At 64.5% G+C, this 13,985-nt stretch carries 10 protein-coding genes; all 10 read right to left on the reverse strand.

The features are described 5' to 3' along the window. Window positions 1-222: 222 nt before the first annotated feature. Entirely contained in the window at window positions 223-687 is a 465-nt protein-coding gene (locus NKH35_RS20730) for a GFA family protein (RefSeq protein WP_352916152.1), read from the reverse strand. A gap of 32 nt (window positions 688-719) precedes the next feature. Beyond that, complete coding sequence (locus NKH35_RS20735; RefSeq protein WP_023743915.1) at window positions 720-1,256, reverse strand: isochorismatase family protein; 537 nt, start codon at window positions 1,254-1,256, stop codon at window positions 720-722. An 80-nt stretch (window positions 1,257-1,336) separates the two neighbouring features. Next, the gene (locus tag NKH35_RS20740) at window positions 1,337-3,343 is read right to left on the reverse strand and encodes an amidase (protein WP_352916155.1); all 2,007 of its coding nucleotides are present in this window, start codon (window positions 3,341-3,343) and stop codon (window positions 1,337-1,339) included. Window positions 3,344-3,442: 99 nt separating this feature from the next. Beyond that, a complete protein-coding gene (locus tag NKH35_RS20745; protein WP_352916158.1) occupies window positions 3,443-5,473 on the reverse strand; it encodes an SEL1-like repeat protein in 2,031 nt (676 codons plus the stop codon). Between the two features lie 80 nt (window positions 5,474-5,553). Next, complete coding sequence (locus NKH35_RS20750; protein WP_352916161.1) at window positions 5,554-7,125, reverse strand: WD40 repeat domain-containing protein; 1,572 nt, start codon at window positions 7,123-7,125, stop codon at window positions 5,554-5,556. Between the two features lie 106 nt (window positions 7,126-7,231). Then, complete coding sequence (locus NKH35_RS20755; protein WP_352916164.1) at window positions 7,232-8,002, reverse strand: exodeoxyribonuclease III; 771 nt, start codon at window positions 8,000-8,002, stop codon at window positions 7,232-7,234. A 63-nt stretch (window positions 8,003-8,065) separates the two neighbouring features. Beyond that, entirely contained in the window at window positions 8,066-8,719 is a 654-nt protein-coding gene (locus tag NKH35_RS20760) for an alpha/beta hydrolase family protein (protein WP_352916167.1), read from the reverse strand. A gap of 207 nt (window positions 8,720-8,926) precedes the next feature. Further along, window positions 8,927-10,048, reverse strand: a complete 1,122-nt coding sequence (locus tag NKH35_RS20765) for a tetratricopeptide repeat protein (RefSeq protein ID WP_352916169.1) — start codon at window positions 10,046-10,048, stop codon at window positions 8,927-8,929. Continuing rightward, a complete protein-coding gene (ku, locus tag NKH35_RS20770) occupies window positions 10,045-10,950 on the reverse strand; it encodes a non-homologous end joining protein Ku (protein WP_023685883.1) in 906 nt (301 codons plus the stop codon). Before ku ends, NKH35_RS20765 begins: the two co-directional genes overlap by 4 nt. Window positions 10,951-11,399: 449 nt before the next feature. Further along, window positions 11,400-13,892, reverse strand: a complete 2,493-nt coding sequence (gene ligD, locus NKH35_RS20775; protein ID WP_352916172.1) for a DNA ligase D — start codon at window positions 13,890-13,892, stop codon at window positions 11,400-11,402. Window positions 13,893-13,985 lie beyond the last annotated feature (93 nt).

Genomic DNA, 13,985 nt, shown 5'->3' on the forward strand with positions numbered 1-13,985 from the left:
GGCCCAGCCGTCATCAACAAGCGATTCGTGTGTCATCGCAGTGTAGAATCACACCCGATTCCGCAGGGCAATACCTATCTTAGCGCCTATGCCCTCAAGGGGGGAGATGTCGCCGAAGGCGACAGAGGGGGTCGCCGCGCGTGAAGCGCCAACCTTCCATCTGCAGCAAGGACGTCGAGCCCAGTCGCACCGACCCCCTCTGGCCTGCCGGCCATCTCCCCCTCAAGGGGGGAGATTCGCGGTTTCACCGAACTCCGCCACCAGCCCCTCATATTCCTCAAAGGCCGGCAGCGCCTCGTAACTGTGCACCGCAGGCGTCGTTGCCCAGGGGAGTTTCTCGCTGGTCCATGTCTCGATGAACGGCGTGAACCAGCCGGGCTCGTCGAGCATGGTGGGGCGCAGATTGACGAACCAGTCGAGCTCTTCGGGCTGGGTGAACATCCAGCTCATGCAATGCGGGCAGAAGTAATGACGCGAGGCGCCGTGCAGCCCGCCGATCACCGGCTCGCCTTGCATGATTTCGAAGCCGTCCGAGGGAATGGTGGCGCTCAGTGAATAGGCGCTGGCCGACATGCGCTGGCAGCCGGTGCAATGGCAAGCCATGGTCAAAAGCGGTTTTGCGGAAATCTTGAGCCGCACACGTCCGCAGCGGCACCCGCCTTCGGCCGGCAATTTCAGGGTTGGCACGGTAGTCTCCCAGTATTCGAAGCGCCGGCGCTTCAGTCGCCGGTCAGCGCCTTCGTCGTCACCAGCGTGGCGCCGGCATCGGTGAAGTCCGCATTGTACCGGGCGATGATCTCGGTCGCGGTTTCGCCTTCAGTGTCCAGCGTGGAATGGGCATCGGAAACGACGGTAACGCCGAGGCCCTCGGCCAGGGCGCCCTTGACGGTGCCGGCGATGCAGAAATCGGTTTGCGCTCCGGCGAGCACGACTTCGCCGGCCCCCTGCCCGGCCACCCAGGCGCCAAGCTCGGCATTCGAAAAGGCGTTACGGACGGTCTTGGAGAATGTCGGCTCGTCCTTGGCCTGGCCGAGTTCCGGCCATACCGGCCAACCCGGCTCGCCCGGCGCCAGCGGATCGCTGGCCGGCCCGTCATGCCGCACGAACGCTATCCGGCGCCCCTCGCGCCGCGCCCAGCCGATCAGCGAGCGGGTACGCTCGGCTATGCCCGGCGCATCATGGATCGGCGGCTCGACGCGCCCGTCGAACATGTTGGTCTGGAGATCGATGACGATGAGGGGAGCGAGTTTTGACATGGCGCGAAGATAACGCGGGCGATGGGAGGGTCAAGACGGCGAAGCTGCTGATCTCCCCCTTGGGGAGATTACCTGTACCCTCACCCGATTCCACCCGCGACCACGTAAGCACCAGCCGTGCGTCCATCCTCCAGCCGCATGACGGCCGTAACGATCGAGCCGTAAGCGCCTCGCCGCACACTGTGCATTCTTTCATGCTCGCCGGCCGGCACCAGGATGCGACCGTGAAAGCTTGTGCCGCTGCGCCGCAGAGCGACCGGTTCGCCATTGACGTGAACCTTGAGGTCAGCGGTCTCCGCATCGAGTTCAACCGTCACGGCGATCTCGGCCTGGTCTCCTCGCCGCATCGTTTCAGCGGCAAGCCTGAGTGCCGGCGGCAGCGCATCGCCGACCCGCAAATCACCGCGTTCCGCAAAGACATCGTCCGGCAATTCCGGCGTGCGCGGCGGGCTGGTGCGGCGCTGGGTGGCGCGCTCGTAGTCGCCGGCGAGGCGCAGCAACTCCGCATCATCATAGGCCTTGCCCGCAAAGGTCAGCCCGACCGGCATGCCGATATCGGCCATCGTTCCCATCGGCACGGTGACGGTCGGGATGCCAAGATGACGCCACACCAGATTGCCATTGGCAACCCAGGTGCCGTTGCGCCAGGCGATTGCTGCAGAGGTCTCGTTGACGTCGGCATCGGCCGGGCCGACATCGGCGACCGCCGGCAGCACGACGGCGTCGAGCCTGTGCTCGTCCAGCCAGTCCTCGAAGTCGATGCGCCGCGTCGCCTCCAATCCCCTCAGACCTTCCGCCAGCGCTGGAATGTCCAGCAATGGCATCACGCCCTGCTTGGCGCTCGTGACGTAGTCGGCCAGATCGAAACCGTCGTCGCCATAGCGGTCCGGCAGCGCGCCCGGCGGCTGCGGGAAAATCTTTGGGCCGTCGACCGCAGCCAGATCGGGGATCGCCGGATCGGCATTGGCGCGCAGGAAATCGTCCCAGCCCCACATGCAGAGATCCCAGATTTCGCGCTCGGCGAAGGCTTCCGGCACCAGCCCGCGTTCGACCATGGTTTTTGTGCCCGGACGGTCGCGCTCATAGTTCGAGACGACGGGGAAATCGACCTCGACCACCTCCGCGCCGAGCTTTTCCAGGTCACGCGCTGCCTGCCGCCAGAGGTCGAGCACCGAGGCGCGGGTCTCGATGGGTTTGGGCGCGCCGCCGTCGCGGCCGATATACATTTTCGGCACGCCGAGGCGTTTGCCTTTCAACGAGCCCTCCAAGGCGAGTGTAGTGTAGCTTGGCGGCCTGAGAGCAGCGCTTTTCGCGATCGACACCCAGGGCTGCGCGCGCCAGAAATCGCCGCGCGTCTCGGTATCGTCGGCGACGATCACGTCGAGCAGCTCCAGCATGTCGGCAATGCCGCGCGTGTGCGGCACCACCACATCCATGGTCGGCACCAGCGGCCAGTTGCCCCTGACCGAAATGACGCCGCGCGACGGCGTGTAGGCGACAAGTGCATTGTTGGACGCCGGCGCGCGGCCGGAAGACCATGTCTCCTCGCCCAGCCCGAAAGCGGCAAAGCTGGCGGCGGTGGCCGTGCCCGAGCCGTTGGACGAGCCGGAAGCGAAGGCGGCGGTCAGGTAATCTGCATTGTAGGGGCTTTCGGCCCGGCCATAGACGCCGCGCTGCATGCCGCCATTCGCCATTGGCGGCATGTTGGTCAGCCCGATCAGCACAGCACCACCGGCCCTCAGCCTGGCAATGGTGAAAGCGTCCTCATTGGCGACGAGATGCTCGAAGGCGGGCGAGCCGGCGGCCACCGTCAGGCCCTTCACCTTATAGCTGTCCTTGGCGGTGTAGGGGATGCCGTCGAGCGGCCCGAGGGTGGCGCCATTGCGCCGCCGCAGGTCGGACGCCGCCGCCTCCTCGAACATTGCCGGGTTAAGCACCGGCACGGCATTGAGCGCGATGCCATGGCGGTCGTAGTGCGCGATGCGCCTGAGATAAGCGCCCACCAGCTCGACGCTGGTGACGGTGCCGTCTTCGAGGGCATGCCGCAGATCGGCAATCGAGGCTTCGACGATGTGGAGGTTGGGCATGGGATTCTCGAGATGCAGCGGCAAATGAGTCTTCGCATCGTGCGATGCGAGTGTCATGCCTCAAACGGAAGGCGTGACGGCGACGCTTATGCACTCGGCTCACAGCATCTTGCTGTCGAGCTGGCCGTTTTCCTTCATCAGGTCGAGATAGGTCTTGGCGCCGGAACTGCCGTGGCCTGCCGCCTTGAAGAACCATTTGGCGGCTTCCTTGTAGTTTGGTTTCCCATCGACGCCGCGGTAGTAGAGCGAGCCCAGACTGAACTCGGCATCGACGCTGCCGGCCTTTGCGGCTTCCAGCCACCAGGACTCGGCAGCCTTGTCGTCTCTGGCAATGCCCACGCCGTTGGCCGAGGCATACGCTAAGGCTAGCTGGGCATCGACATTTCCCTGCCGCGCCGCCTTGAGCCACCAGCCCGCCGCATCCGCACTGCTTTGCGCAACGCCAACACCCTCGGAATAGGCTGTGCCGAGCGCTTTCTGCGCGAATGCATTGCTCTGGTCGGCGGCTTTGCGCCAGAGCCTTGCCGCCTGAACGGGGTCCTTCGTTACTCCTAGACCATCCCAATACAGTCCACCGAGAGCGAACTGCGCAAGGTCATTGTCCTTGTCGGCAGCCTTGCTCAGCCACTCGAATGCCTGCCTTTCATCCTTCCCGACGCCCTGCCCGTCCCGATAGACGACCCCGACATTATACTGCGCTACCACATGGCCTTGGACAGCAGCCTTCATCCACCATCGGAAGGCCAGATCATTGTCTTGCGCAACGCCGCGGCCCTGGCTGTAGAGGATACCAAGCATATATTGAGCGTCGGCGTTTCGCCCGTCGGACGCCTTTTGCGCCCAAGTCGCGGCCAACGCATCGTCCCGTCCCACGCCTTCGCCCAGCGAATACGCCCGGGCCAGATTGGCACCGGCTTCGGCATTCCCCGCTTCCGCGGCCTTGCGCCACCAATAGACCGCCTGCCCGGCGCTCTTCTCGACGCCTTGGCCCATCGAATAATATCCGCCCAGATTCGACTGGGCGAACACAAAGCCCTGATTGGCGGCTTTGCTCATCCACGCAAACGCCTGGCCGTCGTCCCTAGGGGTACCTTTTCCCTGGCCATAAGCGGCCGCCACCGCGTATTGCGCTTCTGTCAGACCGGTGGTTGCGGCCTTCATCCACCACCCGAACGCAAGGCGGTCATCCTGCTCAACGCCGTGGCCCCGCGAGTACAACGTGCCCAGCAAAGCCTGGGCATTCGGCTCACCCAGATCGGCTGCCTTTTTCACCCACACTATGGCGGCCTGATCATCCTTCTTGACGCCTTGGTTAAGATAGTAGGCGCGTCCGAGACAGAAAGCGGCCTCCAGGCTTCCTTGGTCAGCCGCCTTGCGCCACCATGAGGCAGCCTGCTCGAAGCTTTGCGCAACACCCCGACCCTGCGCATACAGGACGCCGAGGGCGTACTGAGCGTTCGCATTGCCCTTGTCGGCTGATTGCCTGGAAAACTTCAACGCCAGTTGATCGTTTCTTTCGACCCCTTGGCCATTTAAATAGACTTGGCCGAGAGAATATTCAGCCTCCCCGCTCCCCTGATCGGCCGCCTTGCGCCACCAATAGAGCGCCTGCTCATAACTTTGCGCGACCCCTTGGCCCTGCCAGTACAACACGCCGAGCTGGTACTGCCCATTCATGTTGTCTTTATCGGCGGCCTTTCGTGAGAAACTCTCGGCAAGCCGACTGTCCTTTTCAACGCCCCTGCCCATAAGGTAGGCCTGACCCAGTGCTGCTATGGCTTCCGCATTGCCGCCATCGGCGGATTTCTTCCACCAATACACCGCCTGGCTGTCGTTCTGAGCCACGCCCTCCCCGCGCCAGTACAGCGCACCAAGCTGGCCTTTTGCGTCAACATTGCCAGCGTCCGCCATGATCTTCATTTGACGGAATACCTCGGCATAATCCTTTGCCTGGAGAGCCGCTGCACCCTTTTGTGCCGCTGACCACTGCACATAGTAATTTCGGCCAGGACCGAGCAGCACAAAAGCCGCCAGCAACACCAGAACGACGGTAAGGACCCCTCGGCGACGCGACGTGGGCGGGCTGTAGACAGGTGTATCCACTTTGGGCGCCCAGTCGTTGTTGCTCACCGTCCCCAATCCATTTGCAGCCACCAGTAATCCATAGCGCAAGCCAGGCTGTTCTGGAATATCCAAAGCATTTGATGTCGCTACTGCGGTGCGCCGGCGAACAGGATTTCGCCATCGCCGCCAGCCGCCGGCCAATCCCTGATGGTGCGATCGTCGCCGCCGGTGAGCAGCGTGCCGTCGGTGGCGAAGGCAACGGCGTAGATCGGGCCGGTGCGGCTGTCGAACATGGCGGTCTGGCCGCCGGTGCCGACATCCCACAGCCGCGCCGTGCCGTCGAGCGAGCCGGAGGCCAAGCGCTTGCCATCGGCCGACAGCGCCAGCGTATAGACGGTGCCTTCGTGACCCTCGAAGCGGCGCAATTCCCTAAACGTGTCGAGGTCCCAGAGCTTGATCGTGTAGTCGCCGCTGCCGGTGACGACATGATGGCCGTCGGCGGTGAAGACAGCGCCGTAAGTGCCCTGCTCGTGGCCGTGCCAGCTTCGCAATTGCTTGCCGCTTTCGACGTCCCAGAATTTCAGCGTGCCGTCGATGGAGCCGCTGAGCGCGCGCGTGCCGTCGGGCGAGATTGCGACCGTGCTGATCGGCCAGTCATGTCCGGTCAGCACATGCAGCACCGATTTGTTGACGAGATCCCAGACGATGACGTTGCCGGTGTCGTGGCCACTGACGGCGCGCTTGCCGTCCGGGCTGATCGCCAGCTTGCGCACGCCGCCATTCGCGCCCGACGAGAAGACATGCAGCACCGCGCCGTCGGCAAGCTTTCGCAGCACGATCTCGCCATCGTCGCCGGCGGTCAGCGCGGTTGCGCCGTCGGGCATGAACAGCGCCGTGCGCGCCATGTCCTTGTGTTCACCAAGGTTGCGGATCAGCCGCTTGCCGGCGATGTCCCAGAGCTTGATCATATGGTCGGTGCTGGCGCTCATGATGTCGCGGCCATCGGCCGAGACGGCGAGCCAGACGACGGCGTCGCGATGGCCGTCGGGCTCGGTCGGCAGCGCCGGCGGAGGCGGCGGCAACGGCGCGACGGTTTGCGGTGGCGGTGTCGCCGGAGCGAGTGCGACTTGTGGCGGCCGAGGGGGAGCAGCTGGAGGCGTAGGCTGCGCCGGTTCCGGCGGTTTGGCAGCCTGCTCAGGCGGGGTTGGCTCGGGAGGCGTGGCGAGCGGCGGCGAACTCGGTGGAACCGCCGGCGTCGCCAGGTCCGGTGGGACGCCGGCGATATCCTGGCCCTTCGGCTCGGCTTTGGGCTCTCTCGGGGCGACGACCTCAGCGCCCGGGCCGGCGTCACGCGCCCAAGGGAAGTGGTCGGCCAGCAGCGCCAACACGGCGAGCACCGGCAACATGAGGAAGGCGCGCCGCCAGCCCGGGCGACCCTTGGATTCCATCTCGGCGTCGCGGCCAAAAAGCGGCGTTCCAGCAGGCTGGCTTCGCCGGCCCGGCAGCAGTCCGGCCCAGAACAACAGGGCGCCAAGCAGGCAAAGCCCGCCGACGGTCAGGAACACCACCGGTCGCAGCGTGGCTGGGCCGTGCAGCATGTGATCGATCCCGCTCCAGCTGAAATCTCTGTCGCCGAGCAGCAGATACGCCCGCACCAGACAAGCCAAAGCGGCCGCCAGCAGCGGAAGCGCAAACAGCCTTTCGGCCAACCTGTCCATCGGACTCCCCCTCCGGTGCCGCACCTTGCTCATCATGCGGCCGCCGCAGCGAAACAAATAGTGCAAAACTGCGCCCACGAAAGTGGGCGCGATCACGCAGCCAAATTCACTTCAATTCGACCCATACCGGCGCGTGGTCGCTGGCGCCGTCCTCACCTCTGACATCGCGGTCGATGCCGGCAGCGGTGAGGCGGCGCGCCAGTTTCTTCGACAGCAAGATGTGGTCGAGCCGCAGCCCGGCATCGCGCGGCCAGCGGTTGCGGCGATAATCCCAGAATGTGTAGAGCGTTTCCTTCGGATGCTTCTTGCGGAGCGCATCGGTCCAGCCCTGCTCGAGCAGACGCTGGAACGACGCCCGGCTTTCCGGCTGCACCAGCGCGTTGTCGTCATAGGAGCGGGTGGCGTAGATGTCGCGCGGCTCGGGCACGATGTTGTAGTCGCCGACCAGCGCCACCGGCAGGCCGGTGTCGAAGAGTTCTGCGGCATGCGCCTCCAGCCTTTCATGCCAGGCCAGCTTGTACTGGAATTTCGGCCCCGGCTGCGGGTTACCGTTGGGCGCGTAGAGACAGGCGATGACGACGCCCGACACCGCCGCCTCGATGTAGCGGCTCTGCTTGTCGGCGGTATCGCCGGGCAGTTCGTCACGGGTCAGCACCGGCTCGGCTCCTCGCGCCAGTATGGCAACGCCGTTCCAGGTCGGCTCGCCCTTCCACACCGCGCCATAGCTGGCGTCGGCCAGTGCCGTGCGCGGAAACTGCATGTCGCGCGCCTTCAGCTCCTGCAGGCAGACGACATCGGGCTTGGCTGCCGCCAGCCACGCCAGCAGGTTTTGCAGCCGGCTGTTGACGTTGTTGATATTGAAGGTGGCGATTTTCATTTTCTGATGCCGAGGGCGCCCCTCGCTAGGGTCTGCGCGCGTCGCTTCGCTCCTTGCTCCGCCCTAGGATGACGAGCCCGATAGGCCTGCCGCCCATGCCTTCGCCGTCTCTGCCAGCGCCTTCAGATGATCCGCCGTCGAAAACCCCGACACGCTCTTGCGCGGCTTCAGGTCGTGGTCGCCATCCTCCAGCCAGATCACCTCGATGGCTTTGGAAAGGCCGTAGGTCCCGACCTCTTCTTTCGTGCCGAACTCGTCGCGGGTGCCCTGGAAGATCAGCGTCGGCGTCTTGAAGTCGGCGAGATGTTTTGTCCTGAGTTGCTCGGGCTTGGCCGGCGGATGAAAGGGATAGCCGAGGCAGACGAGGCCCGAAATCTCGCCCTTGGCGAACATCTCGTCGGCAACCATCGAGGCGACGCGCCCGCCCATCGACTTGCCGCCGATGATCAGCTTCCCGGTGACGCCCCTCGCCCTGAGGTCCGCGATTGCCTTGATGTATTCCGGGTTGACCGTCTCGGCACGCGGCGGCGGCTTGCGCTGGCCATAGCGTCGCGCCGCCATATAGTGGAATTCGAAGCGCGCAACCTGGAAGCCGGCTGTGGCGAGCGCCTTGGCGGTGTCGGTCATCGAGGGGGAATCCATCGACGCGCCCGCGCCATGGGCAAGCAGGATGGTGAGGGGGGCGGTGTCGTTGCCGTCGAAGAGGAAGGCGGTCATGGGGTGCGCTGCCGGTAAAGGCCGAGTTCCTTCGCGCCCCCCTCTGTCCTGCCGGACATCTCCCCCTCAAGGGGGGAGATTGGCAGTTTCAGCGCCTCACGGACCTCGCGACGATAGTGATTGGCGAAAGCGATGGCGACACCCAATCTCCCCCCTTGAGGGGGAGATGGCCGGCAGGCCAGAGGGGGGTGCTCGCGCGCCAACATCTCACCCCGCCGTCCGCGCCGTCTGCAGATCCACGAACTGTATCCCCTTTTGCGCCATCCGCGCCCACTCGGACTCAGCATCGAGTTTGAGATAGCGCACCCAGTTCCGCCGCGCCTCCAGTAGATCCCCGGCGTCGAATTCCAGTCGGGCGAGGTTGAACACTGGATCGGCATAAGTCCTGTCGAGCGTGATCGCCTTTTGCAGATGGCGGCGCGCAGAAGGCACCTTGCCCTGCTCACTCATCAGGCCGGCGAGGTTGAACCAGGCCTCGACGAATGCGGGATCTAGCTTGATCGCGCGGGCGTAGTCGTGCGCGGCCTCACTGACACGCCCTGCGCCGCGCAGGCAGTTGGCGCGGTTGAAGGCGGCGATGGCGTCGCTCGGATCGATGGCAAGGCAGCGCTGGTAAAGGGCCGCCGCCTGCTCGTGATCGCCCTGTTCCTCCGCGCTTTCAGCCTCGGCGAACAGGTCCTCCAGCGTGTCGTCGCCGGCTGCACTGCCGAGATCAAACAGCAGCTGGCCGTCGAGTTCGCTCTGGCCGCCTTCGAGATAGATCGCACCGGGCCGGCCATGCTGCGAGCCGACATTGAGCGATTTGGCGGTGAGCGAAGCGACCGGACCGGAGCGATGCACGGAGCGCGCGATCGCGCCCCAGGATGCACCGCCGGCGACCAGCCCGGCATATTTGCGGGCAAGGATCAGATCGCGGAACGAGTAGGGTTCACAATCGTGCTCGAAGGCGTCGAACAGGCTGAGCAGGTCGAGGTCGGCACCGGACAGTCTGGACTGGTCGACGAGAGACTGCCTGGACAGCGAAGACGCCTCCGGCGCCTTCATCAGACCAAGCAGGCGCAGGAAGCCATTTTCGCTAAGGAGTGTTCGGCCAGCGGAGCCCTCGGCTGCAACCCGGCGCTCGATCTCGGCATCGCCGCCCTTCGCCGTGCCGGCCTTGGCGATCAGCGTTCGGCCGAACACAACATGGCTGGTGCGCCTGGTGACGCCGCGCCGCAACTGGCCGTGCTGACGCTCCACCTCACGGGCCGCGAGCCGCAGCGGAAATGCCGCCAGCGCGCCGATGGCGCCGAAGACGGCGCCCGGGATTATACCGGTCGGCGCCGTCACCCCTTGCTCTTGCCGACGGCCTTGAGCAGATTGGCCTTCAACGGGTTTTCCTTGGCCGCACCCGCCTTACCCTTGGCGGCAGGTTTTTCAGCGTCGTCGGCCTTGCTCTTCGACTTGGCCGGCGGCTTGGCTGATTGCGACAGGCTCGCCTTCAACGCGTCCATGAGGTTGATGACATTGCCACGCTCGGGCGCCGCCGCAATGATCGGCTTATGGCCCTTCAGTTTCTCGCGGATCATCGTCATCAGCGCGATCTCGTAGCGGTCCTCATAATTCTTCGGATCGAAGGTGGTTTCCTTCTGCTTGATTAGCGCTTCGGCCAATTGCAGCATTTCGGGATCCGGCTTGCCAGCCGGGATGTTGCCGAAATATTCAGCCGTGCCGCGCACTTCGTTCGGGTTCCTCAACGTACACACGAACATGCCGTTCTCGCGCGCGCCGATCGTCACCACGCGCTCGCGGCTGGACAGGACAAGGCGGGCAATGGCCAGCTTGCCGGATTTGCGCATTGCCTCGCGCAGCACGGCGAAGGTTTCTTCCGCCATGGCGCCATCCGGCGCCATATAGTACGGCGCATCTTGATAGATGACGTCAACCTCGTCTTCGTCGACGAAGGCCTCGATGTTCATCGTGTGATTGGATTCGATGCGCACTGCTTCGAGGTCGGCCTCATCGATGATGATGTACTGCTTGTCCTCGTATTCGTAACCCTTGACCAAGTCCGCGCGCTCGACGAGGCCGAGTTCAGGGTCGACCGGCTTCATGTTGATGCGGTTGTGGGTCTTCTTGTGCAATTGGTTGAACGATATGCGCTCGCTGGTCGTCGTTGCCGGATAGAGCCGGACCGGACAACTGACGAGGCTGAGCTTGAGGTAACCCTTCCAACTTGCCCTGGGCGCCATGATACTCTCCTACGCGGCCATGCACTGACATTTCAGACTGAGCATGATCTTAACCGAAAACCGGTTCCCACGTTTCGGGGTCATGCTTACTGCAGCGCTTCGTTCCGAGGACGATTGGCACTGCGCAAATCCTACACCGGCCCCAAACATACCGGCAAATTCCTGACGAAACCTTCCAGGTGAGCTGGAGGGCACCGACGGAGGATAATTCAAATTGTCCGCATGGTCGATGGACTTGGGGAAGTAAGTCATGCCGGAGGGACAGCACCCCCCTCTGTCCTGCCGGACATCTCCCCCGCAAGTGGGGAGATTGGCAGCTTCAACCTTATCGCTCCTCTTGCAAGGTTTGCGATTGGCGAAAGCAGAGGCGACATCCGATCTCCCCCCTTGCGGGGGAGATGTCCGGCAGGACAGAGGGGGGGTGTGCCGGATCGCCAACACCTCCCGATCTACTTCCCCGAAAACAACGGCAAATCTCTTGCGAAATCCTCCATGTCCGCCCACGGATCGCCCGACGTCGCCAACAGCCCCGGCAAGGACGAATAGTTCAGATCCTGCGGCGCATCGATCGTCTCAAGGTCTGCCCAACTCACCGGCGTCGACGCCGGCAGGTTGGTGCGGGCGCGCAGCGAATAAGGCGCCGCGGAGGTGTGGCCGCGCGCGTTGCGGTGATAGTCGATGAAGATGCGGCGCTTGCGGTTTTCCTTGCCCATTGTGGTGGTGAAAGTGTCGGGCGCGGTGGCCGCCAGGTGCGTGGAGATGGCGCTGGTCGCCTGGTGCAGCTTCTTCCAGTTCTGCTTTTGCGTCACCGGCACGGTTATGTGGATGCCGCTGCCGCCGGATGTCTTGGCGAACGGCACCAGGCCGAACCGCTCCAATTCGCCCTTGATGTGGACGGCGGCCTCGACCACCTCGCGCCAGGCGATGCCCTCACCCGGATCGAGATCGAAAACGATCTGGTCGGGCTTGTCGAGGCTCAAGCGATGCGTGCCCCAGGTGTGGAACTCAACGACGCCGAACTGCGCGAGTGCCAGATAGCCTTTTGCTCCCTCGACCGACAGATAGGATTTGGTTTCACCTTCGAAGTTGGTGGCGTCAAAAGTGACCACCGACGGCGGCATGCCGGTGAAGGCGTGGCGCTGGAAGAAACAGTCCTTCGGCAGGCCCGTCGGGCAGCGCACCAGCGACACCGGGCGGCCCATAATGTGCGGCAGCATGAAATCGCCGACCAGCGCGTAATAGACGGCGATGTCGAGTTTGGTCGGTCCGGTCTTGCCGAACAGCCGCCGCTCCGGATTGGTCACCCAGATGGTTGCGAGATCGGCTTCGGCGATCAGCCGCTTGCGCTTCGGCGACACCGGCGTCGACAGGCCGACATCGCGCAAGCCCCGAAACACACCGTGGCGCAGCGAATTGTCCGCCGTTCGGTTGGCGTAGTGGATGCGGGCCGACAGCATCGGCCGCACCCATTTCATCTCGCGCATGATCTCGCGCGGCACACCCTCGGGTGCTGTCGCGCCGTCTCGCAGCGGCTGCAGCCGGGCCAGCAAGTCGCCCGCCGTCGCGGCATCGAAGCCGGTGCCAACCTTGCCGCGATAGTGCAGTTCACCATCCGCGAATTCAGCCATGCCGATTGCCGCCAGTCCTTCGGCCGCGTCGGAAACGGTGTAGCCGGCGATGATGAAATCGCCGGTCTCAAGCGCTTTGACCTTGGTCCAGCTCTTCGTGCGGCCGCTCTGGTAGATGGCGTTGGCGCGCTTGGAGACGACGCCCTCCAGCCCAAGGATCGAGGCCTGATCGTACAGCCCCTGTCCGTCGCCTTCGACATGGTCGCTCAGCTGGATGGCGGAGGTAGCGCCCTGCCCGGCTAGCAGTTCGGCGAGCAGGGCCTTGCGGTTTGCGAGCGGTGCCTTGCGGAGGTCCCAGCCGTCGAGATGCAGCAGGTCGAAGGCATAGAAATGGAGCTTGCTGCCCGCACCCGCCGACAGCGCATCCTGCAGCAGCGCGAAACGCGAGATGCCCTTCTCGTCCAGCACCATGATCTCGCCGTCGATGATCGCCTGGCTGAGGGGCAGCCGGGCGAATGCCTGCGGCAGGTCGCCGTAACGCCTCGTCCAGTCGATGCCGCCGCGGGTGATCAGCCTGACCTCGCCATCGGCGATATGCGCCATGGTACGGTAGCCGTCGAATTTTATTTCGTGCAACCAGAGTTCACCTGTGTCTTCCACTGGCCCACCCGGTGGCTTCGGCACCTGCGTGGCGAGCTGCGGCTCGATGCGCGACGGCGGATCGCCCCTGACAGCGCCGGGCAGCGCGCCGGGTTTCAGCGCGCCGGGTTTGGGCGGCAGGCGGGCCGGCTTCTTCGGCGGCGCCACCAGCTCCTCGATCCGCTTGCCGGACTTCACGCTTTCCGGCCGCGCTTCCAGGATGTCGAGGCCGGCATCGGCGGCGAGATCGCGCTCCTTGAACAGCAGCCAGTTTTTCTTCTCGCTGTCTTCGCCGGGCTTGGGCTTCAGACGGGTCAGCATCCAGCCGCCATTCAACTTGGCGCCGGCCAGCCGGAACTTGAAGGCGCCGGTGCGCAGGCTCTTGTCGACATCGTCCATCGGTGCCCAGGTGCCGGTGTCCCAGACGATCATCGGCCCGCCGCCATATTCGCCTTCGGGAATGACGCCCTCGAAGTCGATATATTCGAGCGGATGGTCCTCGGTCTCGACTGCGAGCCGCTTGTCGGCCGGGTTGAGCGAGGGCCCGCGCGGCACCGCCCAGCTTTTCAGCACGCCGCCGACCTGCAGGCGCAAATCGTAATGGTCGGCGGTGGCGTGATGCTTGTGGACGACGAAGCGGTTGCCGTCGCCTGAAATGACCCCGCCCGCCGGTTCCGGCGTCTTCGTAAATTCGCGCTTGGCGCGATAGGCCTTGAGTGTTGGCGGGGTTGGCATGGGTCAGGCGGGAGCGGCGGCGGCGGACGAACCTTCCCTGCGCAGCGTTCCTGCACAGTGCTGTCCCGCCAACATTTCAAATTTCCCAGCGCG

The sequence above is a fragment of the Mesorhizobium sp. M1143 genome (assembly GCF_040318435.1).
Classification (GTDB): domain Bacteria; phylum Pseudomonadota; class Alphaproteobacteria; order Rhizobiales; family Rhizobiaceae; genus Mesorhizobium.